This is a genomic window from Pseudomonas sp. UTLPPB19802, assembly GCF_059730225.1.
Genome location: NZ_AP048545.1, coordinates 732179 through 758301 on the forward strand (window position 1 = coordinate 732179; position 26123 = coordinate 758301).

Annotated in this window: 28 protein-coding genes; 15 read left to right on the forward strand and 13 right to left on the reverse strand. The window is 61.7% G+C overall.

Going from position 1 to position 26123, the window contains the following annotated elements:
- Nucleotides 1-106 precede the first annotated feature (106 nt).
- Nucleotides 107-757, forward strand: a complete 651-nt coding sequence (locus AC6I6U_RS03240) for a hypothetical protein (protein WP_497880628.1) — start codon at nt 107-109, stop codon at nt 755-757.
- 158 nt (nt 758-915) lie between these two features.
- On the opposite strand, the gene AC6I6U_RS03245 is transcribed toward AC6I6U_RS03240, so the two are convergent.
- The 3 genes from AC6I6U_RS03245 to AC6I6U_RS03255 all read right to left on the reverse strand — a co-directional run bounded on the left by AC6I6U_RS03245 (nt 916) and on the right by AC6I6U_RS03255 (nt 4676).
- Complete coding sequence (locus AC6I6U_RS03245; RefSeq protein WP_497880629.1) at nt 916-2454, reverse strand: SulP family inorganic anion transporter; 1539 nt, start codon at nt 2452-2454, stop codon at nt 916-918.
- Nucleotides 2455-2630: 176 nt separating this feature from the next.
- On the reverse strand, nt 2631-3362 hold the full coding sequence (locus AC6I6U_RS03250; protein WP_186686862.1) for a carbonic anhydrase: 732 nt from the start codon (nt 3360-3362) through the stop codon (nt 2631-2633).
- Between the two features lie 255 nt (nt 3363-3617).
- The gene (locus tag AC6I6U_RS03255; protein WP_497880630.1) at nt 3618-4676 is read right to left on the reverse strand and encodes a PA0069 family radical SAM protein; all 1059 of its coding nucleotides are present in this window, start codon (nt 4674-4676) and stop codon (nt 3618-3620) included.
- Nucleotides 4677-4853: 177 nt separating this feature from the next.
- Between AC6I6U_RS03255 and AC6I6U_RS03260 the strand changes: the two genes are divergently transcribed.
- Nucleotides 4854-5504 (forward strand): dual specificity protein phosphatase family protein, encoded by a 651-nt coding sequence (locus AC6I6U_RS03260; RefSeq protein ID WP_497880631.1) that lies wholly within the window; start codon nt 4854-4856, stop codon nt 5502-5504.
- Nucleotides 5505-5545: 41 nt separating this feature from the next.
- On the opposite strand, the gene AC6I6U_RS03265 is transcribed toward AC6I6U_RS03260, so the two are convergent.
- Together AC6I6U_RS03265 and prlC are read right to left on the reverse strand one after the other, a co-directional pair.
- Entirely contained in the window at nt 5546-5827 is a 282-nt protein-coding gene (locus AC6I6U_RS03265; protein ID WP_497880632.1) for a YheV family putative zinc ribbon protein, read from the reverse strand.
- Entirely contained in the window at nt 5824-7875 is a 2052-nt protein-coding gene (gene prlC / locus AC6I6U_RS03270) for an oligopeptidase A (RefSeq protein ID WP_497880633.1), read from the reverse strand. Before prlC ends, AC6I6U_RS03265 begins: the two co-directional genes overlap by 4 nt.
- A 102-nt stretch (nt 7876-7977) precedes the next feature.
- Here prlC and AC6I6U_RS03275 point away from each other — a divergent pair, with 102 nt between their 5' ends.
- Nucleotides 7978-8526, forward strand: a complete 549-nt coding sequence (locus tag AC6I6U_RS03275; protein WP_497880634.1) for a gamma carbonic anhydrase family protein — start codon at nt 7978-7980, stop codon at nt 8524-8526.
- 28 nt (nt 8527-8554) lie between these two features.
- The gene (locus AC6I6U_RS03280; RefSeq protein WP_497880635.1) at nt 8555-9199 is read left to right on the forward strand and encodes an HAD family hydrolase; all 645 of its coding nucleotides are present in this window, start codon (nt 8555-8557) and stop codon (nt 9197-9199) included.
- Nucleotides 9200-9405: 206 nt separating this feature from the next.
- Here AC6I6U_RS03280 and AC6I6U_RS03285 read toward each other — a convergent pair whose 3' ends face one another.
- On the reverse strand, nt 9406-10467 hold the full coding sequence (locus tag AC6I6U_RS03285) for an aminopeptidase (protein ID WP_497880636.1): 1062 nt from the start codon (nt 10465-10467) through the stop codon (nt 9406-9408).
- A gap of 135 nt (nt 10468-10602) precedes the next feature.
- Here AC6I6U_RS03285 and AC6I6U_RS03290 point away from each other — a divergent pair, with 135 nt between their 5' ends.
- On the forward strand, nt 10603-11016 hold the full coding sequence (locus tag AC6I6U_RS03290) for a PA0061/PA0062 family lipoprotein (RefSeq protein WP_497880637.1): 414 nt from the start codon (nt 10603-10605) through the stop codon (nt 11014-11016).
- 8 nt (nt 11017-11024) lie between these two features.
- On the opposite strand, the gene AC6I6U_RS03295 is transcribed toward AC6I6U_RS03290, so the two are convergent.
- Nucleotides 11025-11264 (reverse strand): DUF1161 domain-containing protein, encoded by a 240-nt coding sequence (locus AC6I6U_RS03295; protein WP_497880638.1) that lies wholly within the window; start codon nt 11262-11264, stop codon nt 11025-11027.
- A 127-nt stretch (nt 11265-11391) separates the two neighbouring features.
- Entirely contained in the window at nt 11392-11823 is a 432-nt protein-coding gene (locus tag AC6I6U_RS03300) for an OsmC family protein (protein WP_497880639.1), read from the reverse strand.
- A 217-nt stretch (nt 11824-12040) separates the two neighbouring features.
- Between AC6I6U_RS03300 and AC6I6U_RS03305 the strand changes: the two genes are divergently transcribed.
- Nucleotides 12041-13042: an LLM class flavin-dependent oxidoreductase gene (locus tag AC6I6U_RS03305; protein WP_497880640.1), complete on the forward strand. Its 1002-nt coding sequence runs from the start codon at nt 12041-12043 to the stop codon at nt 13040-13042.
- A 60-nt stretch (nt 13043-13102) separates the two neighbouring features.
- Here the strand turns inward: AC6I6U_RS03305 and AC6I6U_RS03310 are convergent, their stop codons facing one another.
- Both AC6I6U_RS03310 and AC6I6U_RS03315 read right to left on the reverse strand, forming a co-directional pair.
- Nucleotides 13103-13336, reverse strand: coding sequence for a DUF1161 domain-containing protein (locus AC6I6U_RS03310; RefSeq protein ID WP_497880641.1), 234 nt, complete (start codon nt 13334-13336; stop codon nt 13103-13105).
- Between the two features lie 125 nt (nt 13337-13461).
- Nucleotides 13462-13677 carry a dodecin gene (locus AC6I6U_RS03315; RefSeq protein ID WP_010447520.1) on the reverse strand — a complete coding sequence of 72 codons (216 nt, stop codon included), beginning with the start codon at nt 13675-13677 and terminating at the stop codon, nt 13462-13464.
- Nucleotides 13678-13840: 163 nt separating this feature from the next.
- On the opposite strand from AC6I6U_RS03315, the gene AC6I6U_RS03320 reads away from it, so the two are divergent.
- Complete coding sequence (locus tag AC6I6U_RS03320) at nt 13841-14167, forward strand: ElaB/YgaM/YqjD family protein (protein ID WP_497880642.1); 327 nt, start codon at nt 13841-13843, stop codon at nt 14165-14167.
- Nucleotides 14168-14256: 89 nt separating this feature from the next.
- Here AC6I6U_RS03320 and AC6I6U_RS03325 read toward each other — a convergent pair whose 3' ends face one another.
- The gene (locus AC6I6U_RS03325) at nt 14257-15150 is read right to left on the reverse strand and encodes a LysR family transcriptional regulator (RefSeq protein WP_497880643.1); all 894 of its coding nucleotides are present in this window, start codon (nt 15148-15150) and stop codon (nt 14257-14259) included.
- Nucleotides 15151-15261: 111 nt separating this feature from the next.
- Between AC6I6U_RS03325 and trpB the strand changes: the two genes are divergently transcribed.
- From trpB to AC6I6U_RS03350, 5 genes are all read left to right on the forward strand, one after another.
- A complete protein-coding gene (gene trpB, locus AC6I6U_RS03330) occupies nt 15262-16482 on the forward strand; it encodes a tryptophan synthase subunit beta (RefSeq protein WP_497880644.1) in 1221 nt (406 codons plus the stop codon).
- The gene (trpA, locus tag AC6I6U_RS03335; RefSeq protein ID WP_497880645.1) at nt 16482-17291 is read left to right on the forward strand and encodes a tryptophan synthase subunit alpha; all 810 of its coding nucleotides are present in this window, start codon (nt 16482-16484) and stop codon (nt 17289-17291) included. Before trpB ends, trpA begins: the two co-directional genes overlap by 1 nt.
- Nucleotides 17292-17539: 248 nt before the next feature.
- Nucleotides 17540-18694 carry a hypothetical protein gene (locus AC6I6U_RS03340; RefSeq protein WP_497880646.1) on the forward strand — a complete coding sequence of 385 codons (1155 nt, stop codon included), beginning with the start codon at nt 17540-17542 and terminating at the stop codon, nt 18692-18694.
- Nucleotides 18695-18788: 94 nt separating this feature from the next.
- Nucleotides 18789-19892, forward strand: coding sequence for a hypothetical protein (locus AC6I6U_RS03345; protein WP_497880647.1), 1104 nt, complete (start codon nt 18789-18791; stop codon nt 19890-19892).
- A gap of 136 nt (nt 19893-20028) precedes the next feature.
- On the forward strand, nt 20029-20475 hold the full coding sequence (locus AC6I6U_RS03350; protein ID WP_497880648.1) for an anti-virulence regulator CigR family protein: 447 nt from the start codon (nt 20029-20031) through the stop codon (nt 20473-20475).
- Between the two features lie 22 nt (nt 20476-20497).
- Here the strand turns inward: AC6I6U_RS03350 and AC6I6U_RS03355 are convergent, their stop codons facing one another.
- Together AC6I6U_RS03355 and AC6I6U_RS03360 are read right to left on the reverse strand one after the other, a co-directional pair.
- Entirely contained in the window at nt 20498-20824 is a 327-nt protein-coding gene (locus tag AC6I6U_RS03355; protein ID WP_497880649.1) for a DOPA 4,5-dioxygenase family protein, read from the reverse strand.
- Between the two features lie 38 nt (nt 20825-20862).
- A complete protein-coding gene (locus tag AC6I6U_RS03360; protein WP_497880650.1) occupies nt 20863-21813 on the reverse strand; it encodes a choline sulfate utilization transcriptional regulator in 951 nt (316 codons plus the stop codon).
- Between the two features lie 115 nt (nt 21814-21928).
- Here AC6I6U_RS03360 and betC point away from each other — a divergent pair, with 115 nt between their 5' ends.
- From betC to AC6I6U_RS03375, 3 genes are all read left to right on the forward strand, one after another.
- Nucleotides 21929-23443: a choline-sulfatase gene (gene betC / locus AC6I6U_RS03365; RefSeq protein ID WP_497880651.1), complete on the forward strand. Its 1515-nt coding sequence runs from the start codon at nt 21929-21931 to the stop codon at nt 23441-23443.
- A gap of 18 nt (nt 23444-23461) precedes the next feature.
- Nucleotides 23462-24382, forward strand: a complete 921-nt coding sequence (choX, locus tag AC6I6U_RS03370; protein WP_497880652.1) for a choline ABC transporter substrate-binding protein — start codon at nt 23462-23464, stop codon at nt 24380-24382.
- Between the two features lie 172 nt (nt 24383-24554).
- A complete protein-coding gene (locus AC6I6U_RS03375) occupies nt 24555-26123 on the forward strand; it encodes a SulP family inorganic anion transporter (protein ID WP_497880653.1) in 1569 nt (522 codons plus the stop codon).

Consider the following 26123-nt stretch of genomic DNA (forward strand, 5'->3'; position numbering starts at 1 on the left):
GTCATATAACCATGAAATAATTATTACAAATACGTCTTAACAACTTTTATAACCCAGCTACCTTATGGTCTCCCTTTTTCCCTTTGTATTACCCACTGGAGCTTGCATGAACACCGCCGCATTGCGCGAGCAAATACAACGTGCCCATCAACATGAAGCCGAAACCGGCCACCTGATTCGACACCTGGAAGTTCAACTGCCACACCTGCATCCCGCCATCCAACTACCGGAGATCGATGCCACTGGAGTCATGACCCGCTTTGTAACCGCTTATATCGACCTGGTCCCGGACCTGCTGGATGCCGCCAACTCGGTCGCCCGCGAAGCGGGTATCGAGTCGCAGATCAAGCCAGTACTGAAAATTGCCGAGCAGTTCTTCCTGCAACCGCCGAGCATCCTCGAAGGGCATGCCGGCCTCGATGGCCTGCTGGACGAAGCGTATCTGGCGCATCGCCTGGTGGAAGAGGTCAATGACCTGTACATCGTGCATTTCGGCCAGTCGCTGATCCCGTTGAACACCACCGTGGCCAACCTGATCGCCCACCAGCTGATTGGCGAGGCGTTCGCCAACCAACTGGATGAAGCGGTACATCACGCTGTCGATGAAATGCTCGACGAAGAGAGCTTCGCGCTCGAGTCGGTGGAAGCCTACCGCGACCGCCTCAACAGCCCGGACACGGAAGCGGCGTGGAAACGCTGGCCTTGCCTGTCCCGCCAACTGGGCGTGGAGCTGGAACTGGAACAGCCCGCCGCCTGACCTTGCCGCTGCGCACCGTGGGTCTGTACGAAATGCTTTCGAGCGAAGGCCAGGCAAGGCGAAAACCGGCGAGCAAGCGCAGTTGACTGGAGTCAATGAGCATTGCGAGCCGGTTTTCAACGCAGCCTGGGCGAGCGCAGATGTATTTCGTACAGAGCCTAAGTCGCCGACCCGATGCCGGTCGTGGTGCGCAGGCGACCTTCCAGACGTCGTTTCAAGCCGCGGGACTCAATCACCAGGCGCGAGCCCTTCGCCGCGTTGGCACGCCCCCATTCCTCGAGCAACTCCAGGCAGGAATGGTCGATGTAGGTCAGGTTGTTCAGCGGCACATGCACCGTGGTTCCCGGCGGCACCGCCGACAACACCTGGGTCAGCGCCGGCACCTTGAGAAAGGTCGCCGCGCCGGTCAGGCGCAGTTCCATTTCGCCGTCGCCAGGCAGGTCAACCAAGCTGACTTTCAGTCGCGAAGCCTTCCAGGCCAGTTTCGCCAGGGTCAGGCCGAAACCGATCAGCACCCCGGTGAGCAGGTCGGTGAAGACGATGGCCAATGCGGTCGCGGCATAGGTGAACATCGGCATCCGCCCGTAGCGCCCCAGGCTGCGGAAGACCTTGAGGTCGACCAGCTTCATCCCGGTGAATACCAGCACGCCGGCCAGGCTCGCCACCGGAATGCTCTGCAACACGCTCGCCAGCAACAGCACGAAGGCCAAGAGCCAGAGACCATGGAACATCGTCGACAGGCGGGTACGGGCGCCGGCCTGGACGTTGGCCGAGCTACGCACGATGACGCCAGTCATCGGCAGTGCGCCGAGCAGGCCACAGAGCATGTTGCCGATGCCTTGCGCCGACAGCTCGCGGTCGAAATCGGAGCGCTGGCCGTCGTGCATGCGGTCGACTGCCGCCGCCGAGAGCAGGGTTTCGGCACTGGCGATGAAGGCCACGGCAAAGGCCGCGACCAGGATCGCCGGGTCGGCCAAGTTCAGCAGGTCGGCCGGGCGCAGCCAGTCGATGGCTTCGGCCAAGTTGTCCGGTACCTCCACGCGCCGCACCGGCAACGCCAGCACGATACTCGCCAGAGTCGCCAGGCCTACGCCCAGCAAGGCGCCCGGCACGAAGCGCAGGCGCTGCGGCTTGAATTTCTCCCAGAGCCACATCACCAGGATGGTCAGCAGCCCGAGCAGTCCGGCCTGCCAGCCAAGCCCGGCGCCGACCATCGGCAAGGCCTTGCCCAGGGCCTGGGGAAAGCCCAGCAGGTTGTCCAGGCCGGAAGGCAGGGGCGAGGCGTCGAACATCACATGGATCTGCGACAGCACGATCAGCACGCCGATCCCGGCAAGCATCCCGTAGACCACCGCCGGAGCGGTGACTCGGAACCAGCAGCCCAGGCGCAGGCGCCCGGCAACCAGTTGCAGCAGGCCGGCCAGCAGCAGGATCGGCCCGAGCATGGCCAGGCCGTGCTGGCGCACCAACTCGAACACCAGCACCGCCAGGCCCGCGGCGGGGCCGCTGACCTGCAACGGCGAGCCCGCCAGCCAACCCACCACCAGGCCACCGATGATGCCGGTAATCAGGCCCTTGGCCGGCGGCACGCCGGAAGCGATGGCGATCCCCATGCACAGCGGCAGGGCGACCAGGAACACCACCACGGAAGCCAGCAGCTCCCGGGGTAAAACAGCTTTCAGTTGCGCAGCACGCATGACGAATCTCCTGAGGATTTCTTCAGGCATGGCAAAGCCAGACCGCTCTACGGCAGTCATGGCAGAACCCTATCGATTGAGAAAAGCTTTAGGCTGAAGTGACCCGTCCCGGCAACACCGGCGCCTCCTGACGACGTCGGGGGTCGTCAAAAGGGCGAATATTGGCGGGAAAAGATCTAGAAACGGGCCTTGGGCGTCGCGCTGGGGATTGGATGGGTGCCATCCAGAGGCAGGAAATCACCCCGATCCGCGTCGTAGGCTTTGATTTCGCTGGTTTCGATGTTGTACACCCAGCCATGGATGAACAGGTGCCCGCTGGCGATGCGCGAAGCCACCGAAGGGTGGGTGCGCAGGTGCTGCAGCTGGGCGATCACGTTCTCTTCGGTGACCACGTGCATGCTTTCGCGCTCGTCGGCGCAATTGCAGTTGTCGTGGACCATGGTCCGCGCCACTTCGGCATGCTGCAGCCAGGCCTTGACCGTGGGCATCTTTTCCAGGGTGTGGGGGTTCAACACCGCGCGCATGGCGCCGCAGTCGGAATGGCCGCAGATGATGATGTGCTGCACGCCAAGGGCCAGCACGGCGTATTCGATGGCGGTGGATACGCCGCCGTTCATCTGGCCGTAGGGCGGCACCACGTTGCCGACGTTACGGGTGACGAACAGGTCGCCGGGGCCGGTCTGGGTGATCAGCTCGGGAACGATGCGCGAGTCGGCGCAGGTGATGAACATGGCCCGGGGAGCCTGGGCCGTGGCGAGTTTCTTGAAAAGCTCTTCCTGCTGCGGAAAGACTTCATGGTGAAAACGCAGAAAACCATCGACGATATGTTGCAGTGCTGCATCGGCGCTTTCGGTCTCGGGGAGCACTGAAGCCGACGCAGCCAACGGCTGTTTATCCTTGTCACTCATGATTCATCCTCTTTTCTGACGGATTTAAGGGGATTTTCCTGATTTGGCTTGCTCAGGGCCAGCGTTCTTCGGGTCAGCACGCCCGATTCCTTGAACACTACCTGCAAAAAGACAGGCCTGGTCACCATAACCGTGGAAACTTAACTCAAACTGAATCAGAGGCTCTAGGACGGGCGTTCCACATAACGGCGGAAGCATGCCCGGCACCGGCGATCCAAGGAAATATCCTACGATATTACTCACTGAAAGCTTACGTCAGAGTAAAGACATCTGCGCACCCGGCGGGCAGAAAAGACTGCAATCGAGGTTGAATCCTTCCCGCCGATCCAGGCCCAGGCGCTTGAGGGCCTTGGCGAAACGCTGGGCCAGCAGGTCGGCGAACGGGCCTTCGCCGCGCATCCGCGCGCCGAAGCGGCTGTCATACAGCTCGCCGCCACGGCTCTGGCGAACCAGGCTCAGCACATGGGCCGCCCGCTGCGGATAGTGCGCCGCCAGCCATTCCTCGAACAGCGGCGCCACCTCCAACGGCAGGCGCAGCATCATGTAGGCGGCGCTCTGGGCGCCGGCGGCATGGGCCTCGGCCAGCAGGCTTTCCAACTCGCTGTCGTTGATCATCGGAATCATCGGCGAACACAGCACCCCCACCGGAATGCCCGCCTCGCGCATCACCCGGATCGCCCGCAGGCGCGCCTTGGGCGCTGCCGCGCGGGGTTCGAGGATGCGCTTGAGTTCGTCATTGAGGGTGGTCAGGCTGATCATCACCGCCACCAGCCGCTGCCGGGCCAGCTCCACCAACAAGTCGAGATCGCGCAGGATCAGCGAGCCCTTGGTCACGATCGTCACCGGGTGGCGGTAGCGCAGCAGCACTTCGAGGGTCTGCCGGGTCAGCCGGTGCTCGCGCTCGATCGGCTGGTAGGGGTCGGTGTTGGAGCCCAGGTTGATTGGCGCGCAGCGGTAACCCGGCTTCGACAGTTGCTGTTCCAGCACCGCCGCCGCGTTGCTCTTGGCGATCAGCCGGGTCTCGAAGTCGAGGCCCGGCGACATGTCCCAGTAGGCGTGGCTGGGGCGGGCGTAGCAGTAGATGCAGCCGTGCTCGCAGCCGCGGTAGGGATTGATGGCGCGATCGAAGGGCAGGTCCGGCGAGGTGTTGCGGCTGATGATGGTCTTCGCCATCTCGATACGCACTTCGGTGCCCTGGGTCGGGGGCACCTCCTGGTACCAGCCGTCATCCTCGACCACCGAGCGGTTCGGTGCGAAGCGGTTGTGCGGGTTGCTCGCAGTACCACGGCCGCGCGGCGGGAGAGGAGTGGACATTGGCAGGACCCTTTGACTGTATTTATATACAGTAATCGAGCAGACCCAATCTGACTAGCGCCGCCTGGCAGTTGCCCTTCCGACAACGAAACGTTGACAGGATCCTCACAGGCTTTTGATCCGCCGACCGCCAAGCTGCATGCCAGTTTTCCCCCTACCTCTCTCGGGTCACCTGTCATGTCCTTCACTCGCACACTCTCGATCCTGTGCATCGCCCTGAGCAGCCTGTTCATGGCCGCCCAGGCCTCCGCAGCCGACAGCGGTTTCGTTCGCCCGCCCCAGTGGGCACAGCCGGTCGGCGACAAGTACAACCTGAACCAGATAAGCCCGACGCTCTACCGCAGCGCCCTGCCGGACGCGGATGCCCTGCCGCTGCTGGAACAGTTGAAAATCGGTACGGTGATCAATTTCCTGCCGGAATCGGACTCCAGCTGGCTATCGACGCCCAACGTGAAAAAGGTGCAGTTGCCCTACCGCACCAACCACGTCGACGACGCCGACGTCCTGGCCGCCTTGCGCGCGATCAGGGACGCACAAGGCAACGGCCCGGTGCTGATGCACTGCAAGCACGGCTCCGACCGCACCGGCCTGATGGCCGCGATGTACCGGGTGGTCGTCGAGGGCTGGAGCAAGGAGGACGCGCTGAGCGAAATGACCCAGGGTGGTTTCGGCGAAAGCTCGCACCACAAGGACGGCATTCGCTACATGATGAAGGCCGATATCGAGAAATTGCGCACGGCGCTGGCCAATGGCGACTGCAGCACCAGCCCCTTCGCCACCTGCAACGTGCAGAACTGGTTCAAGTCAGCATCGGTCGACACCCACTGAGACCGGTACCGGGCGCGGCTGAGGCAGCCGCGCGGTGCCGCTTACTCACTCGGCTTTTTCAGCTTCGGATTGGGGAAAAACTGCACCGTCTGCACGCTCTTGTCGGCGACCTTCGCCACCGGCGCGTTAACCCGCGTGCTCAGTTCCCTGGGCACCGACAGGCCTTGCGCATTGAGCGTGTCGGCATAACCGCAGGCCACGCATTCGCGGTGCGGCACGTCGTCCTCGCTCCACATCATCAACTTGTCCTGCTCGCTGCACGCCGGGCAGACCGCCCCGGCGATGAAGCGCTTCTTGGTCTTGGTCACAGCCACCTCACTCATGCCGCCGCGTCCTCGCTCAGGCCGCTATGGCGCAACAGTGCGTCAATCGACGGCTCGCGGCCACGGAAATCGACGAACAGCACCATCGGCGCCTGGGAACCGCCGCGGGCCAGGATCGCTTCGCGGAACGCGCGACCGGTCTGGGCATTGAGCACGCCTTCTTCCTCGAAGCGCGAGAAGGCGTCCGCCGACAGCACTTCAGCCCACTTGTAACTGTAGTAGCCGGCCGCGTAGCCACCGGCGAAGATGTGCGCGAAGCTGTTGGGGAAGCGGTTGTAGGCCGGCGGACGCATCACCGAGACCTCGTTGCGCACGCTTTCGAGTACCTGCGCGACGCTACGGCCGTCACCATGGGTGGCGTGCAGTTCGAAGTCGAACAACGAGAACTCCAGTTGGCGCACCATCATCAGGCCGGACTGGAAGTTCTTCGCCGCGAGCATTTTCTCCAGCAGGTCCTGGGGCAGCGGTTCGCCGCTTTCGTAATGACCGGAAATCAGCGCCAGGCCTTCCGGCTCCCAGCACCAGTTCTCCATGAACTGGCTTGGCAGCTCTACCGCATCCCAGGCCACGCCGTTGATGCCGGAGACGCCGGCATGCTCGACGCGGGTCAGCAAATGATGCAGACCGTGGCCGAATTCGTGGAACAGGGTGGTCACTTCGTCGTGGGTCAGCAGCGCCGGCTTGCCGCTGTCGGCCGGGGCGAAGTTGCACACCAGGTTGGCCACCGGGCTCTGCAGCACACCATCGGCAGTACGTCGGCGATCGCGCGCGCCGTCCATCCAGGCGCCGCCACGCTTGTTGGCGCGGGCATACAGGTCGAAGAAGAAGCGGCCGACGTGCTGGCCGTTTTCCTTGATTTCGAACAGGCGGACATCCGGGTGCCAGGTGTCGAAACCGGTCTGCTCGGCGATCTCGATGCCGTACAGCTTTTGCACGATCGAGAACAGGCCAGTCAGCACCTTGTCGATCGGGAAGTAGGCGCGCAGGGCTTCCTGGGAGACGCTGTAGCGCTGCTCACGCAGCTTTTCCCCGTAGAAGCCGCTGTCCCAGCTCTGCAGTTCGGCGCAGCCCTGTTCGGCGGCATAGGCCTTGAGCTGTTGCAGGTCCTGGGCGGCGAACGGCTTGCTGCGCTTGGCCAGGTCGCGCAGGAAGGTCAGTACCTGGTCGCTGGAGTCGGCCATCTTGGTCGCCAGGCTCAGCTCGGAGAAGCTGGCAAAGCCCAGCAGCCTGGCCAGTTCCTGGCGCAGGTCGAGAATCTGGGCCATCACCGGGCCGTTGTCGAACTGGCCGGCATTCGGGCCCTGGTCCGAGGCACGGGTGCAGTAGGCCGCGTAGACCTCTTCGCGCAAGGCGCGGTCTTCGGCGTAGGTCATCACCGCGTAGTAGCTGGGGAATTCCAGGGTAATCAGCCAGCCTTCCAGCCCCTTGGCCTGGGCCGCGGCTGCCATCTGCGCCTTGGCCGAGGCGCTCAGGCCGGCGAGGGCGGCTTCGTCGGTGACGTGCCTGGTCCAGGCCTGGGTGGCGTCGAGCAATTGGTTGGAGAAGCGGCTACCCAGCTCCGACAGCTTGCTCTGCACTTCGGCATAACGCTTCTGCTCGGCCTCGGGCAGGTCGATACCCGACAGGCGGAAATCACGCAGCGAGTGTTCGAGGATGGTTTTCTGCGCCACGTCGAAGCCGGCGGCCTCGGGGCTGTTGGCCAGGGCTTCGAAGGCCTGGAACAGTTCACGGTTCTGGCCCAGCTCGGTGGAGTAGGCGCTCAGTGCCGGCAGGCAGGCCTCATAGGCCTCGCGCAGTTCCTGGCTGTTGCACACCGCGTTGAGGTGGCTGACCGGGCTCCAGGCGGCGCCCAGGCGATCGTTGAGTTCGTCCATGGCCAGCACCAGGCCGGCCCAGCTCGGATTTTTCCCCTGGCTTTGCAGGATGCCTTCGATGGCCTTGCGGTTGTCGGCGAGGATCTGCTCGATGGCCGGTTGCACGTGCTCGGCACGGATCGCCGAGAACGGCGGCAGGTCGTAGGACTGCAGAAGAGGGTTGTTCGCGCTCACGGTGGACACCTTGGCTGAAAAAACATGTAGGAACAAAGATGGGGCCATCTTAATTACAATCAATCCCCACCGCAGCTATCAGCAACAGAGAGAGTGCCTATCGTGACCCTTCGCACCTACCAGAACCACACGCCGTCTCTGGGTTCCAGGGCTTTTGTCGACTCGTCGGCGGTGGTGATCGGCGATGTCGAGATCGGCGACGACAGTTCGATCTGGCCGTTGACCGTGATCCGTGGCGACATGCACCGCATCCGCATCGGCGCGCGCACCAGCGTGCAGGACGGCTGCGTGTTGCACATCACCCACGCCGGGCCTTTCAACCCCGATGGCTTCCCGTTGCTGATCGGCGATGACGTGACTATTGCCCACAAGGTCATGCTGCACGGCTGCAGCGTCGGCAGCCGGATCCTGATCGGCATGGGCAGCATCGTCATGGATGGCGCGGTGATCGAGGACGAGGTGATCGTCGGCGCCGGCAGCCTGGTACCGCCGGGCAAGCAGTTGGCCAGCGGCTTTCTCTACGTCGGCAGTCCGGTGAAGCAGGTACGACCGCTGACGGACAAGGAAAAGGCGTTCTTCACCTACAGCGCTTCGAACTACGTGAAGCTCAAGGACCAACACATCGCCGAAGGTTACGACCGCGCCGACTGATCATTCTTTGTACGAACTGGGACATTTCATGCATTACCAGACGATTCTGTTCGACCTCGACGGCACCCTGACCGACCCGCGCGAGGGCATCACCCGCTCGATCCAGTTCGCCTTGGCCAAGCTGGGCATCGACGAGCCCGACCTGGGCAAGCTGGAACACTTCATCGGCCCACCGTTGCTGCAGGCGTTCATGCAGTTCTATGGCTTCGACGAAGCCAAGGCCTGGGAGGCGGTGAATTTCTACCGCGAGCGCTTCAAGGTCACCGGTCTCTATGAAAACCGCGTGTTCGATGGCGTCGTGCCGCTGTTGGAAAGCCTTGGTGGGCAAGGGCGCACGTTGTATATCGCCACTTCCAAGCCCTGGGTGTTCGCCCGCGAGATTGCCCGGCACTTCGACTTTGCCCGGCACTTCAAGGTGATCTATGGCAGCGAACTGGACGGTACACGGACCGACAAGGTCGAACTGATCGCCCACCTGGTCGCCGAGGAAGGCCTGGAGCCGGGCAATACGCTGATGATCGGCGACCGCAAGCACGACCTGATCGGTGCGCGCCGCAATGGTTTGGCGGCAGCGGCAGTGGGCTACGGATTTGGCAGTTTCGAGGAACTGAATGCCGAGCAGCCGGAGTATCACTTCCAGACGCTGGACGAGTTGCATCGGGCGTTCCTGTAACGCCACGGAACCCTGGCCCTTGCAGGGTCCTGTGGCGAGCGGGCTTGCCCGCGCCGGGCTGCGGAGCGGCCCTGAATCCAGGGCACTCGGAGTGGCAGACAAGCCTTGGTTGCCAGGTTTTGGGGGCGCCTCGCGCCCCAGCGCGGCGGTGCGGCATCCCGACAAGCCCGCTCGCCACACATGCCCGCTCATCTCAATCGAGCGTGCTAGCGGCCATCCATCAACTTCTGCAATGCCACCTTGCGCTCGACCACCGGCAAACCGCCCAGCTTCTCGACCGCCTGGAAAAACGCCGGCCAATCGCCGTTGACCTGCCGAAACAGCGTGGCAAACGCCGGCACCCACTGGTCATACAGCCCGAACGGCAGCAGCTTGGCGTTGTTCAGCGGCGTGTTGATCCAGCCGTCATAGCGCTTGTCACCCGCCCACTGCGTCGCCTGCAACCGCCGGTACTCCTGGCGCAGGCGCTCGAATTCAGCGGCCTTGCGCGCGCGCATCTGCTCGACCGACAGTGGCAACGCATATAACGCCTGCAAGCGTTTGCGGGTTTCCAGCACCAGTTCGATGAACTGGTCCTTTTGCAGCGTTTCATTACCCTTGCTCGCCGGCAGGCCCCGTGCCGCGCGCCATTGGCGGGTGCCTTCCTGCTCGACGAAGTTGGCGTAGGACTCGTTGAACTCGGTGTCGTCCTTCACATAGAAGCGCTGGTGCGCCAGTTCATGGAAGATCAACGTGGCCAGGCGCTCGTCACCCCAGTTCATCATCGAGCTGAGGATCGGATCATCGAACCAGCCCAGGGTCGAATAGGCCTCGACCCCGCCGATATACACATCCAGGCCCTGCTGGCGCTGCACCGCAGCTTCGCCACGGGCCGCGCCCTGACTGTAGTAGCCGCGATAGGCGACGCAGCCGGCGATGGGGAAGCAATGGCTTTGCGGCGCCAGGGAAAACTCTGGGGTAGCGAAGACGTTCCACACCACATAGGGTCGCTTGATGTCGGCATACAGCCGATAGCTGCGGTTGTCCGGCAGATGCAGGTGTTCACTGGCGAAATCCCGCGCCAACTGGGACTGGACCAAGTGCTCGCGCAGCACCTGGGGGCGACCCGGGTCGGCAATCACCTCGGCCACGGGTTCGCGGGCGCGCAACAACCCCAGTTGCCCGCTGGCCAGCTGGCTGTAGTAGTCCAGGCTGCTGCAGCCGCCCACAAGCAGCAGCAGGCCCGCCAGTCCGAGGCGTAGAACGGGAACGAGCGGCCGGTGCGGCATGCGGATCATCCAGTCGAGATTTGCCGCAAGCCTATCGCGCGCAGGCAACAATGTTCCATGAATGATTCTCCACGCAAGCGCTCCAGGCTGCCGTTCACAGGTATGCTGGGCCTACATCATCGAGCGAACTCCAACATGCGCAAGCTTATCTGCTTCCTTGCCCTCGCCAGCCTGGGCGGCTGTGCCGGGCCACTGCCAGCGGTCGACCCGAACATGGCCTGGATCGACATGGGTACCCGCACCGGCACCCTGGTCATGGCCGAAACCCTGGACAAGCAACGCCTCGATGACGGGCGCTACTTCCAGGTGACACCGGGGGCACATGAACTGACCGTGCGCTTCGACTACGACGTGTATATCGGTGGCATGGCAATGAATACCGACCCTCTGCAGCGGATCTGCTACCTCAGCGTGGCCTATCCGAACTTCGAGGCCGGGCGGCGTTATCACCTTGAAGGCGTCGCCCTCGGCTTCCAGGCCAGTGCCCGGCTGTATGACGACAAAGGCGTGCAGATCGCCTCGGACGAGCGGGTGATCTGCATCCCCTAGGCCCGGCCTCAGGTGTCGTTCTTCTGGTAGATGATCGCCTTGGTGCCGTTTTCGCAGGAGCCGACCACCATGGCGACGTCGTGCTTCTCGGCTTCCTCCTTGGAGACGATCTCCAGGGTGTAGGAGGGCACGGCGTTGGCCTGGATCTTCACCTCGATTTCATTCTTCAACTCCTGGCAGTCCTTAGGGGCCGCCAAGGCCTGCGCTGCCAGCGCACAACAGAAAATTCCCAGGGCAATGCGTTTCATGATCAGACTCCTTCTGGCGGCAACGCGTCGCAAGGGCGTACGCAATCAGTTGCCACATACTGATTCGACCACAAACGAGAGAATCAAGTTCTGACCCGCCTCACCACCTGAAGCGGGTCCCATGCGATCAACCCAGCAACGTCGCCTCCAGGCTGATCTTCGCGTTCAGCACCTTGGACACCGGGCATCCCTCCTTGGCCTTTTTGCTCAGTTCGTCGAACTGCTGCTGGCTGGCACCCGGGATCTTCGCCTTGAGGATCAGGTGCACCGCGGTAATGGCAAAGCCGCCATCCACCTGGTCCAGCGTGACCTCGGCGTTGGTGTCGATGCTGTCGGCCTTGAGTCCGGCTTCGCCGAGAATCATCGAAAAGGCCATGGAAAAGCAGCCGGCGTGGGCCGCGCCGATCAGTTCTTCGGGGTTGGTGCCGCGGCCACCCTCGAAACGCGCGGTGAAGCCGTACGGCGCCTCGCGCAGCACGCCGGTTTCGGTGGAAATGGAACCGATGCCGGTTTTCAGGTCGCCTTCCCAGTGGGCCGATGCTTTCTTCTTGATGCTCATGACAGCCTCCAAATTAGCCGACGCGGGTTCGCGCCTGACGAAATTTTTGAGAATAGTCGGCCTCTCAAAGTTCATCTTGTAGGAGTTGTCTTTGATTTCTGAAGGCTAAAAATTCAGACTGCCCTTGAAACTCGGGTATATGCCCATATTGCCAGAACATCGACAGGTCCTTCGCCGCGTATCGCAAGCCTGTCCCCCCAAAAGGAGTAGCAGGCTCATGAAGCAACTGTCCGACGTCAAATTCTCCACCCTCGACCTGGTGCCCGTGCGCCAGGACGGCGGCCCGGCGCAATCGCTGCGCAACTCGCTGGATCTGGCCCGGCATGTGGAAAAGTGCGGCTACACCCGCTTCTGGGTCGCCGAGCACCACAACATGGACGGCATCGCCAGCTCGGCCACCTCGGTGCTGCTGGCCTACCTGGCCGGCGGCACGTCGAGCATCCGGGTCGGTTCCGGCGGCGTGATGCTGCCCAACCATGCCCCGCTGGTGATCGCCGAACAGTTCGGCACCCTGGAAAGTCTCTATCCCGGTCGGATCGACCTGGGCCTGGGCCGCGCGCCCGGCTCCGACCAGATGACCGCCCACGCCCTGCGGCGCGAGCGTTCGGGCAGCTCGGACGATTTCCCGGAAGACGTCGCCGAACTGGTGAAGTACCTCGGCCCGCGAACCCCCGACCAACGGGTGATTGCCGTACCGGGCACCGGCACCCAGGTACCGGTCTGGCTGCTCGGCTCAAGCCTGTTCAGTGCCCAACTGGCCGGTGAGCGCGGCTTGCCCTACGCCTTCGCCTCGCACTTCGCGCCGCGCTACATGCATGAAGCGATTCGCGTCTATCGCAACCACTTCAAGCCTTCCGACGTGCTCGACAAGCCCTACGTGATGCTCGGCGTACCGCTGGTGGCCGCCGACACCGACGAGCAGGCCGACTACCTGGCGACCTCGGTCTACCAGCGCATCCTCGCCCTGATGCGTGGCCAGAGCCTGATGCAGCGGCCTCCGGTGCAGAGCATGGACGGCCTGTGGCTGCCCCACGAAAAGGAAGCGGTGGCCAGCTTCCTCGGCCTGGCGATGGTCGGCAGCCCGCAGAAGATCCGCGCCAAGCTGGAAGTGCTGATCGAACAGACCCAGGCCGATGAGCTGATCTTCACCTGCGACCTGTACGAACACGCCGATCGGCTGCACTCCTACGCGTTGCTGTCACAGGTGATGAAGGGCTGAAACCTGATCGACGCCGACAAAAAAGCCGGCGCAATGCGCCGGCTCTGATCCCACGGGCGCTTACTTGCGCTTGTAGGTGATGACCTTGGTACCGGCTTCACAGGTAGCGACTACCTTGCCGTCTGCACCTTTCTCGCCGGTCGCCCGGTCGAGGATCTGCAACGAATAGCCGTGCACGCCCTTGGACTCGAGCTTGTCCTTGATCTCCCGTTCCAACTCCTCACATGGCTTGCCTGCCGCAAGGGCCGTACCCGCGATACTCAGCAAACCCAGCGCCAACATCAACTTCTTCATCGGTACATTCCCTGGTCGGATAAAAAAAGTGCGCCGGCTTCTGGCCGACGCGCTTGATAGAGCCTTCTATATAGCAAGCTATATGGCAGTCGGCCAGTGCGGCAGTTCACAAGTCCGGCATTTACTCAGCTATTGGCGATCTTGAAACCCACCTTGAGGGTTACCTGGAAATGCGCGGCCTTGTTGTCGCGAATATGGCCACGGGTATCGACCACCTCAAACCACTCCAGATGCTTGAGACTCTTGCCGGCCTCGGCCAGGGCATTGTTGATGGCTTCCTCGATGCTGTTGGGCGACGAACCTACCAGTTCGATTTTCTTGTAGGTGTGATGATCAGTCATGGTGCTCTCCTTGGTCTTGAGGGGTCTTCACGGACAGCCTAGCAGCGAATATTCGGGGTGCCGGGATCTGCTCCAGCACATTGGACAGCAGATTTTCTGCACTTTCGCCAACGCGTGCAGTCGGACTTCACATGCACCATCCATCACTGAGAGGAGAGCCAACATGGCCAGTTCATCGTTGCGTAAGGCTGCATTGCAAAGCATGGAAGCGGAGATCGAAAGCCTGCTCAAGTCCTTGGAAAACCTGAAGGACGACGCTTCGGACGAATCGCGCAAGACCCTCAAGGCACTGCGCAGCAGCGCCGAAAGCGCCCTGAAACAATCGCGTCATCTGCTCAGCGACGCCTACGAGGAAGTGAAGGTCAAGACCCGCGAGACCGGGATCGCCACCCGCGACTACGCCCAGGAACATCCTTGGACCACGGCGGGTGTGGCGGTAGGTGCGCTGGGATTGCTGGCCGCCTACCTGCTGTGCAAACGCGGGGATTGAGGTTGGGCTGACCCCTCCGCCGGCGAGCCCCAGCTCCCACAAGGGCTGCGGCTTGTACCATAGCGGCATGCAGCGTACGGGCCGTGTAGTCAGGCGCCGTTGTCCAGCTCGGCCTTGAGCCACTGCGCCAGTTGCAGGGCGCGACCGTCCACGGCGCGCCCCGGCAACCACAGGGCCAGTCGTCCGGGGGTTTCGTTGAAGCCCCACGGTGCGACCAGCCGACCGGCGCGCAAGTCATCCGCCACCAGCGCCTGTGGCGCAATCGCCACGCCGAGCCCGGCCACTGCCGCTTCCAGCAGGTAGTACAGATGCTCGAAGCCCTGCCCATATTTCAATTCAGCCGCCTCGATGCCATTACTCTGCGCCCAGCTTGGCCACGCCTGGGGGCGTGAGCTGGTGTGCAACAGCGGCTCGCCCACCAGCCTTTGGGCTGGTGCCTTTCGCAGCACTTCGTAGCGGGAAAAATGCGGACTCATCACCGGCCCGATGCGCTCGCAGGCCAGCTCATGCACCTGCATGTCCGCCGGCCAGGGCGGCTCGGCGAACAGTAGCAGGGCATCCAGTCCCGGTTTGCGCGGGTCGAGATCGCCTTCACCAGCGGACAAATGCAGGCGCAGGTCCGGCAAGTCGGTATTCAACCGCCCCAGCCGCGGGATGAACCAGCGCGCCAGCAGGCTGCCGGAACAACCGAGCACGAATGGCGCATCCGCCGTATCCCGGGTCAGCTCGGCACAGACCGTGCGCAAGCGCTCGAACGCCTCGGCGCTGGCATCGCGCAGGCGCATGCCGGCATCTGTGAGTTTAAGGCCGCGCCCATCCTTGACGAACAGGCTCAGCCCCAGATGCTCTTCCAGCACCTTCAACTGCCGGCTGACCGCTCCGTGGGTCACGTGCAGCTGTTCCGCCGCCTGGCTGACGCTGTTCAAGCGGGCGGTGGCCTCGAAGGCGCGCAAGGCGTTGAGGGGGGGCAGGTCGCGGCTCATGATATCTGTGAGTTTTCCTGACAGGTCATGGCGATCTTATCGGTTTTCATCCGTGCCTGTCATGGTTAGAGTGAAGCCATTGCTCATTCCATCACCCACCTGGAGCCTCCCATGACCCAGTCCACCCTGCGCAGCGGCCCCGATGCCAATGGCCTGTTCGGCGCATTCGGCGGCCGCTATGTGGCTGAAACCCTGATGCCACTGATCCTCGACCTGAACCGCGAATACGAGGCGGCCAAGGCCGACCCGGCGTTCATCGAGGAACTGGCCTACTTCCAGCGCGACTACGTCGGCCGTCCGAGCCCGCTGTACTTTGCCGAACGCCTGACCGAACACTGCGGCGGCGCGAAGATCTATCTCAAGCGCGAAGAGCTGAACCACACCGGCGCGCACAAGATCAACAACTGCATCGGCCAGATCCTGCTGGCGCGGCGCATGGGCAAGAAACGCATCATCGCCGAGACCGGCGCCGGCATGCACGGCGTGGCCACCGCCACCGTGGCCGCGCGTTTCGGCCTGCAATGCGTGATCTACATGGGCACCACCGACATCGAGCGCCAGCAGGCCAACGTGTTCCGCATGAAGCTGCTGGGCGCCGAGGTGATCCCGGTGGTCGCCGGTACCGGCACCCTCAAGGACGCCATGAACGAAGCGCTGCGCGACTGGGTGACCAACGTCGACAGCACCTTCTACCTGATCGGCACCGTCGCCGGCCCGCATCCGTATCCGGCGATGGTCCGTGACTTCCAGGCCGTGATCGGCAAGGAAACCCGCGACCAGCTGCAGGCCCAGGAAGGGCGCCTGCCCGACAGCCTGGTGGCATGCATCGGTGGCGGTTCCAATGCCATGGGCCTGTTCCACCCGTTCCTCGATGACACCAGCGTCGAGATCATCGGCGTCGAGGCCGCCGGCCACGGCATCGAGACCGGCAAGCACGCCGCCAGCCTGAACGGCGGCGTACCGGGCGTGCTGCACGGCAACCGGACCTTCCTGCTGCAGGACGACGACGGCCAGATCATCGACGCCCACTCGATCTCCGCCGGGCTGGACTACCCCGGCATCGGCCCGGAACACGCCTGGTTGCACGACATCGGCCGTGTCCAGTACACCTCGATCACCGATGACGAAGCCCTGACGGCGTTCCACCAGTGCTGCCGCCTCGAAGGCATCATTCCGGCCCTGGAGAGCTCCCATGCCTTGGCCGAAGTCTTCAAGCGCGCACCCACCCTGCCCAAGGACCACCTGATGGTGGTCAACCTGTCCGGTCGTGGCGACAAGGACATGCAAACCGTCATGCACCACATGCAACAGTCCCAGCAGGAGAAACACTGATGAGCCGCCTGCAAGCCCGCTTTGCCGAGCTGAAACAACAGAACCGCGCTGCCCTGGTGACCTTCGTCACGGCGGGCGATCCGGGCTATGACACGTCCCTGGCGATCCTCAAGGGCCTGCCCAAGGCCGGTGCCGACGTGATCGAGTTGGGCATGCCCTTCACCGATCCGATGGCCGATGGCCCGGCGATCCAGCTGGCCAACATCCGCGCGCTGGCCGCCAAGCAGAACCTGGCGAAAACCCTGCAGATGGTTCGCGAGTTCCGCGCCGACAACAACGATACGCCGCTGGTGCTGATGGGTTACTTCAACCCGATTCACTACTACGGCGTCTCGCGCTTCATCGCCGACGCCCAGGCGGCCGGTGTCGACGGCCTGATCGTGGTCGACCTGCCGCCGGAACATAACAACGAACTGTGCGACCCGGCCCAGGCCGCCGGCCTGGACTTCATCCGCCTGACCACGCCGACCACCGACGATGCGCGCCTGCCGACCGTACTCAATGACAGCTCCGGCTTCGTCTACTACGTGTCGGTGGCGGGCGTGACCGGGGCCGGTTCGGCCACCCTGGAACACGTCGAGGAAGCGGTGACCCGCCTGCGGCGCCACACCGACCTGCCGATCAGCATCGGCTTCGGCATTCGCACACCGGAACAGGCTGCCGCCATCGCCCGCCTGGCGGATGGCGTGGTGGTAGGCTCGGCGCTGATCGACCAGGTCGCCAAGGCCGAAAGCGATGCGCAAGCCATCGACGGTGTGCTGAGCCTGTGCGCGGTGCTGGCGGAAGGAGTGCGCGCGGCGCGCAACTGATCCATCAAATCACCAGCAGTACCCGAAGGGCTTCAACACTACAGTGCTGAAGCCCTTTTTCATGGGCGCAATAATCCTTTCCCTACCCGGTTTTCAGAGGGGCTCACCGATTCGCCAACAATGGGCGTTTATTGGAAGTGTGCCTACGTTTTAGCGCCAACCATTTAACGTGCGTACCGCCGTTTATAACTGCGGATCGCGCCAGTACCGACGTACTGGGTCTTTCGATTTCAAGAATGGGCCTCATAATGCCTCTCTTTGCCCCCGTTTTAAATTTTCCAGGTATTTCTCTTGGCCTCTTCCAGGGCGAGCAACCCGGAAAAACCTCCAACGCCAGCCAGCAAGTCAAAACTGTCACCAACCCCCCTGACAAGACAGGAGCCAACACGAAAGTAAATGCTCCCGAAATCATAAAAAAAGAAACATCGAGTACAGACAGAATCAACCTCGTCATATCTCAACTCCGGGCTAACCAGAGCAACGCGCAAGAAGTCAACAATAAACTACTAAGCCTAAAGGAAAAAATCGATAACGTAAGTAATCAAACAACTAAAGGTATTCTTCGTTACTCCGAAGCAAAAGGTCTTTATTTCAGCAAGACGTTCAAAATAGGCGAAGTACTCGGCTTACGTGATGCCGGAGCCGCAAAATTCGAAAAAGAAATTCATGGGCTCGATCTAGAATTTGGAAAAGTGACAAACAAAAAAAATGTCATTTCTGAAATAGATAAAAAACTTAGTTTTCAAAAGCTGCAGTTGGAATTTCTTCAGAGCAGCATCGAAAAGCAAGAAGAACACCTATCCACTGAACAATACCCGATGAATGATTTAAGTTTAAATTCGTCCAACGAAATGATCGAGGCTACGACTGCCCTACACGATCAAGACGACAGTACCGGCGATGAACTGAGCGTATGGCCCGAGCGCGACCCAAACAATAAATTCGAAAATCATCTACACTCGATAATTTCAAATCATCTTGAAAGCGGCAACGAAGAGTTTGACCTTGCCGAACTATACAAAACCTATACTTCAAACTCTCCTGAAAACCTTGAAGAACAAAACACACCGCCACGCTCCGATACGGCAGGCAACCCCGACAGGCAAGTGAAACCAACACCGCTAAAAAGGACAATTAATCATAAACCTGTCGAGCAAAAAACGACTGATGACCATAGCGTACCGCTATTGCCACGCGTCCAACGCAGCGTCTCGGCCGCCAATCCCGATTCCAAACCCGTTCCGGTACCACGAAAAGGAGCTGCCCAGAACAATCTGATGAGAACCCATAGCGATCCTTCAAGTAACCCGAAGGAAATAACCGAGGGTCACGTTAAAACCCTGAAAGAATTCTGGGAAAAGCAGAATCCATCCGACTCAACGGGCCAGCCCGCTAAGCGATAAAGCGCAGGTATCTCAAAACAACAGGGAAAAGATCATTATCGGTGGTCATGATCTTTTCCAACCTGCCTTTCAATTTCCGCAAACAGGATTGAATATGCCATTCAATATCGGAAAACGTAATATTCAAGATATATTGAGCGCCCCTCAGGACCTCAAGAACTGCCAGGACAAGATCAGCAAACTGGTTAAAGGACTGGAGCATGTCAAAAATCGTGAGGGAATTTTCCTAGCGCAGGAGAAGCGCATCGTTGAACACCGAGCGATCGCCAGCGAACTGAAGAGTGCGACAGCCGATGCCAGGCCACGCTGCAAATCCTACCGAAAATATACATCACCTTGGAAATTGAGCGAAAACGTACGCCCTTTTGTTCGTCAAAAAAATGATCAGATATATATAACCCCACGAAAGGGAGTAAAAATATACTGGGCAGAAAAATGTGACCGAATTTTCAATACCGAACTCACCGTCGCCCCTTCAAAATATGATGGTGGATATAACCAAGCGTCCGCCAAAATAAGCCAGCTTAACGAATACGTCGGCGCAAGAGTCGACGGCGTCGAAAAAAGAACGTCCCTCGAATTACTTGAAGAAATATCTAACGTCAGCATACAACACAAGGCATTGGACAGGAACGAAGTCTCGATGCACAAGCATGAAGAGGTTTTAAACAAAAAATACGTCAAGGAACAAAAATACCAGGAGCGTGTGGCTATTAAACAGGAGATGACCAAAGCTGCTTTCGATCTTTTTATCGAACCGGGCACCGTCGACTACCTGAACAGGGAAACAGACAAAAAGCCTAAACTTCCAGAGATATTAAAAAATGTCTGCCGCAACGATATCATACGGCTGTTGAATGACGGCTTTGCAGACCGGACATCGAAATCGACAAGCACCTACCGTTACGAAACGTGTTTATCCAAAAAAGAAATCAATCTGTACAACAACCGGCTAAAAGACAAAGGCTCCGTTCTTATCGACAAATTCATGCCGGTAGAACCCGCCCCTTCAGCCAGGAAGGATACCAATGTCGTCTTCATTATCGAGGGAGCGCCAAGTGAGGCAGAAACCGGCGGCACCCACTACAAGGTATTCAGGCACGGCAGCAGGTACGTTCCGGAGTCGGTGAAAGTGGCGGACGATGGCAAGACGCACATTCACCTGCGGCAGGTAAGGAGTTCGACGTCCAGGGACTGAATCCGGCCAAGGGTAAAGTTCCTGATACAAAGGAATCTATACCTCTTCAAACAGACTAAGTAGCAAGACCCAGGAGGTTCGAAGCCGCGTCTTCAAACCTCCTTTTTGCTGTATTGGCTGTATGAGGAACGCCACGATGAAAATGTCCAAACGCCTGGTCACCGGCCTGGGTGTACTGATGCTGGGTGTCAGTTCGCTGCTGCAAGCGGCGCCGCAATACGACGGACGCGGTCAGGACCACGATCGCGGCGGCTACGATCACCAGGACCAGGGCAGGGGCCCGGACCGCGGACCGGGTGAACCGAACTGGCGTCGCCCGCCACAGGATTTCGGCCCGGTTCGCCAGATCATCCATGACGACCGCGAACACTTCACCCGTGGTGCACCACCACCGCCTGGCATCCGCATCGTCCGTGGCCAGCCATTGCCCCACGGCTACTACGGCGAGCGCCTGGACCCACGCGCCGTAGCACGCCTGCCGGCCTACCACGGCTACGAATGGCGGCGGGTCGGTGGCGATGTCGCGCTGGTCGCGATCGGCACCGGGATCGTCTATGAAGTGCTGAGCAACGTGCTGTACTGATCGACCTTGCGGGACCGAACACCTAGAAAATCGACAGGTCCAGCGGGCGAATCGCCCCCATCCAGATCGCATGATCGCGATGATCCGCCAGGTCATCGCCGGTCAGCGGATGCAGGAACACCACCAATCCCTTGCGATGGAGGGCCAGCCATGGCAACACGACACCGACATACTGGGCGTCGAAGGCCAACTGGCAGCTCCAGTCCGGGTGCGGCCCGACCGGGCGCTGATGCATGCGCCCCATCTGCAACGGAAACGTCGCCGCCGCCAGCTCACAGAGTTCGCGTGCCTGATCGAGGGTCGAGGCATCGAAATAGACATGGGCGTGATAGCCCTTGATACGTTGCATACCGCTCTCTTCCATTGCCCCAGGGTAAAGACCCAACGCTACACCGCAATCGACGGCAAGCCCAGTCCTACCAGCGATTGCGCGCTATTGGCCTGTTCGGCCATCAGCCAGTCGAAGAAGCGCTGGATCAGCACCCCGCGCCGTTTGCGCGGCGGCAATACCACGTAGTAACCGAAGGTCGACAGTACCGTCTGGTTGATCGGCCGGCACAACAAGCCCTGCTCCAGCAGGTTATCCACAAGGTGCCGCCAACCAATGGCGACGCCCTGGCCGCCGATCGCGGCCTGGATCAGCAGGGTGTAGTTGTCGAAACGCAATTGGCCCGGCGCCGGCGCGGCGCTCAGGCCCAGTTCGCGGAATACCCCGGCCCAGTCGAACCAGTGGCTGCTGCTCTCGCCCTTGAGGTGCAGCAGCGGATACTCCAGCAGCAGGTCGGTGGTCAGTGGCCGCTCACGCCCCTGCAGCAGTTGCGGGCTACACACCGGGAACACCTCCTCGCTGAACAGCCAGTGGCTTTCGCCCTGCTTGAAGCGGCCCTGGCCGAACAGCACGGCGACGTCGATGTCGGTGCGCAGCATGTTGTGGCTACGCTCGCTGGTCACCAGGCTGACGTCGACCTGCGGGTTGGCCGCGTGAAAACGATGCAACCGCGGCATCAGCCAATACGCGGCAAAGGCGAAATCGGTGGCGACCTGCAGAACCTCATGCCGGCTGTGGGCCGTCACCGCGCTCAGGCCACTGTCGATGCTTTCCAGACCCGCCTGGACCTGTTCGAACAACAGCGAGCCGGCCTCGGTCAGTTCGATGCCACGGTAGATGCGATCGAACAGCCGCGTCGCCAGCTGTTCCTCCAGGCGCTTGATCTGTTGGCTGATCGCCGGCTGGGTGGTACCCAGTTCCACCGCCGCGGCGGTGAAGCTGCGATGACGGGCCGCCGCTTCAAACACCCGCAGCAGGTCGAGAGACAGGTCACCCAGTGCATCAAACATAAGCTGTACTTATCCTAGTCATTGTCTGCCATGGGCTTTACCGTCAACAGGCACTGGCGACATGCTCGATTGCAGCACTATCGCATAACAATCGACTATGGAACGCCGCGATACCATGAAGCGCAAGAACATTCTCTTCATCATGGCCGACCAGATGGCCGCCCCGCTGTTGCCCCTCTATGGCCCGTCGCCGATCAAGCTGCCGAACCTGGGCCGGCTGGCCGCCGAGGGCGTGCTGTTCGACGCCGCCTACTGCAACAGCCCGCTGTGCGCGCCTTCACGCTTCACCCTGGTCAGCGGCCAGTTGCCGAGCAAGATCGGCGCCTACGACAACGCCGCCGACTTCCCTGCCGACGTGCCCACCTACGCCCACTACCTGCGTCGCCTGGGCTACCGCACCGCGCTGTCGGGCAAGATGCATTTCTGCGGCCCCGACCAGCTCCATGGCTACGAGGAACGCCTGACCAGCGACATCTACCCGGCAGACTACGGCTGGGCGGTGAACTGGGACGAGCCGGACGTGCGCCCCAGCTGGTACCACAACATGTCCTCGGTGCTGCAGGCCGGTCCTTGCGTGCGCACCAACCAACTGGACTTCGATGAAGAGGTGGTGTTCAAGGCCCAGCAATACCTGTTCGACCATGTGCGCGAAGACGGCGACCGGCCGTTCTGCCTGACCGTGTCGATGACCCATCCCCACGACCCGTACACCATTCCCAAGGCGTTCTGGAACCTGTACCGCGACGAGGACATCCCGCTGCCGCACACGCCGGCCCAGGACAGCCTCGACCCGCACTCGCAGCGTCTGCTCAAGGTCTACGACCTGTGGGACAAGCCGTTGCCTGTGGATAAGATCCGCGACGCCCGCCGCGCCTACTTCGGTGCCTGCAGCTACATCGACAGCAACGTCGGCAAGCTGCTGCAGACCCTGGAAGACGTCGGCCTGGCCGAAGACACCCTCATCGTGTTCTCCGGTGACCACGGCGATATGCTTGGCGAGCGCGGGCTCTGGTACAAGATGCACTGGTTCGAGATGTCGGCCCGGGTACCGCTGCTGATCAGCGCACCGGGACAGTTCGCCGCCAAGCGAGTCAGTGCCGCCGTGTCCACCGCCGACCTGCTGCCGACCCTGGTCGAACTGGCCGGCGGCAGCCTGCAGGCCGACCTGCCGCTGGACGGCCGTTCGCTGGTGCCGCACCTGACGGGCGAGGGCGGGCATGACGAGGTGTTCGGCGAGTACATGGCCGAAGGCACCATCAGCCCGTTGATGATGATCCGCCGCGGCGCCTACAAGTTCATCTACAGCGAAAACGATCCATGCCTGCTTTACGATATCCACAATGACCCACGCGAAGAGGAAGAACTCAGCCAGTCACCGGACCACCAGCAACTGTTCAACGACTTCCTGGCCGAAGCCCGGGCGAAATGGAATATCCCGGCGATCCACCAACAGGTGCTCGCCAGCCAGCGACGCCGGCGCTTCGTCGCCGACGCACTGACCCGTGGAACGCTGAAGAGCTGGGACCACCAGCCGATGGTAGACGCCAGTCAGCAATACATGCGCAACCATATCGACCTCGACGATCTGGAGCGCAAGGCCCGTTATCCACAACCCTGCCAAAACCAATAACGAACAGAAGGGGAAGCCATGAAGAAGTTATCCACAATGCTCTGCGCCGGGCTGCTGACCATCGGCAGCCTGGGTGCCCATGCCGACCAGAGTTGTGACACGGTGAAGATGGCCGATCCGGGCTGGAGCGATATCGCCGCGACCAACGCCATCGCCGGCCTGCTGCTCGACGGCCTGGGCTACAAGGCCAAGGTCGACACCCTGGCGGTGCCGATCACCTACGGCGGTCTCAAGGACGGCCAGGTCGACGTGTTCCTCGGCAACTGGATGCCGGCGCAACAGGGTTTCCATGACAAGTTCATCGCCAGCGGCGACGTCACGCAGTTGGCGAAGAACCTCGAAGGCACCGAATTCACCCTGGCGGTACCGGACTATGTGTGGGACGCCGGGGTGCATGACTTCGCCGACCTGCACACATTCGCCGACAAGTTCGACAAGAAGCTCTACGGCATCGGCTCCGGCGCACCGGCCAACGCCTCGCTGGCGCAGATCATCAAGAACAACGAGTTCGACCTGGGCCAGTGGAAGCTGGTGGAATCCAGCGAACAGGCGATGCTGGCCGAGGTCGGCCGCTCGATCAAGAAACAGAAGTTCGTGGTGTTCCTCGGCTGGACCCCGCACCCGATGAACGTGCAGATCAAGATGCACTACCTCAAGGGCGGCGAGAAATATTTCGGTGACAGCGGCAGCGTCTACACCGTGACCCGCAAGGGTTATGCACAGGCCTGTCCGAATGTCGGCAAGCTGTTTTCCAACCTGAGCTTCACCCTGGACATGGAAAACAGCATCATGGCCGAAGTGGCCAACAAGAAGCTGAGCAACGCCGAGGCGGCCAAAGCCTGGATCAAGGCCAACCCGGCGGTGCTGGACAAGTGGCTGGACGGGGTGAAGACCGCGAATGGCCAGGACGGGCTGGCGGCGGTGAAGGCCAAGCTCTGAGCTTCACTTACGCGTTCTTCGTAGGAGCCGGCTTGCTGGCGATAGCGGTGTATCAGCCAACAACGATGTCGGCTGAAAAACTGCAATCGCCAGCAAGCCGGCTCCTACAAGGGACAGTGCCAGAGCTCCTGGCACACTGCCGCCAATTGCGACTCACCCAACCGAGAGATCTATGGGCCGGACCCACCGCCACGCATTCCTGCCATTTCTCAGCTGGCTGCCCCGGCAGACCCGCGCCAGCGTCAGCCGTGATCTGATCGTCGGCCTCAGCGGCGCCATCCTCGCGCTGCCACAATCGGTGGCCTACGCCCTGATCGCCGGCCTGCCGCCGGAATACGGCCTCTACGCGGCGATCGTGCCAGTGCTGATCGCCTGCCTGTGGGGCTCGTCGTGGCACCTGATCTGCGGGCCGACGGCGGCGATCTCCATCGTCCTGTTCGCCAGCGTCAGCCCCCTGGCCGTCCCCGGCAGCCAGGACTACATCACCCTGATCCTGTTGCTGACCTTCATCGCCGGGATCTTCCAGTGGCTACTGGGCATGTTGCGTTTCGGCGCCCTGGTCAACTTCGTCTCGCATTCGGTGGTGCTCGGTTTCACCCTGGGCGCCGCCGTGGTCATCGCCCTCGGCCAATTGCCCAACCTGCTGGGCATCGACGTACCGAACCAGGCCACCGCACTCAACAGCCTGCTGGCGCTCATCCAGCATATCGGCGACATCGACCGCCCCTCGCTGGCCCTGGGACTCGGCACGCTGGTGGTCGGCCTGGTGCTGAAGTCGCTGCTGCCGCGCTGGCCGACCCTGCTGATCACCCTGGTACTGGCCAGCCTGCTGGTGTGGCTGTGGCCGGGGATGTTCGGCCATGTGCAACTGGTCAAGGGCTTCGTCGGACGCCTGCCGCCGTTCAGTCCGTTGCCGCTGGACCTGGAAGCCGTGCTGCGACTGCTGCCCAGCGCCGTCGCCGTGGGCATGCTCGGGCTGGTGACGAGCCTGTCGATTGCCCGTTCGTTATCGGCCCGTTCCCAGCAATTGCTCGACGCCAACCAGGAAGTCCGCGCCCAGGGCCTGTCGAATATTTTCGGCAGCCTGTTTTCCGGCTACCTCTCCGCCGGCTCGTTCACCCGTGCCGCCCTCAGCTACGAGGCCGGGGCCTGTTCGCCGCTGGCCGGAGTGTTCTCGGCGTTGTGGGTGGCGCTGTTCGCCGTGTGCGGCTCGGCGCTGATCGCCCATATCCCGATTCCGGCCATGGCTGGCAGCATCCTGCTGATCAGTTGGGGGTTGGTGGACCATCGTGGTATTCGCGCGCTGCTGCGGGTCAGCCATGCCGAGTTCGCGGTGATGGCGCTGACCTGCGTGGCGACCCTGCTGCTGGAGTTGCAGACGGCGATCTACGCCGGGGTACTGGCGTCGCTATTCTTCTACCTCAAGCGCACCTCGCAGCCACGGGTACAGCAGTGGCGCGATGGCGATGAGGAGGTGCTGCGGGTTGGCGGCTCGATCTTCTTTGGCGCCAGCCATTACCTGCAGGTGCGCCTGCAACGGCTGAAAGGGCCGCGGGTGGTGATCGAGGCACAGCAGATCAACTTCATCGACTATTCCGGGGTGGAGATGCTGCACCAGGAAGCACGCCGGCTGGCCCGCGAGGGCTGCAGCCTGACGTTGCGCAAGGCACGGGCGCAGGTGGTCGAGGAACTGGTGAAGCTCGAGGGTGTGGATAAGTGCCCGATCCGTTTCGAGGATTGA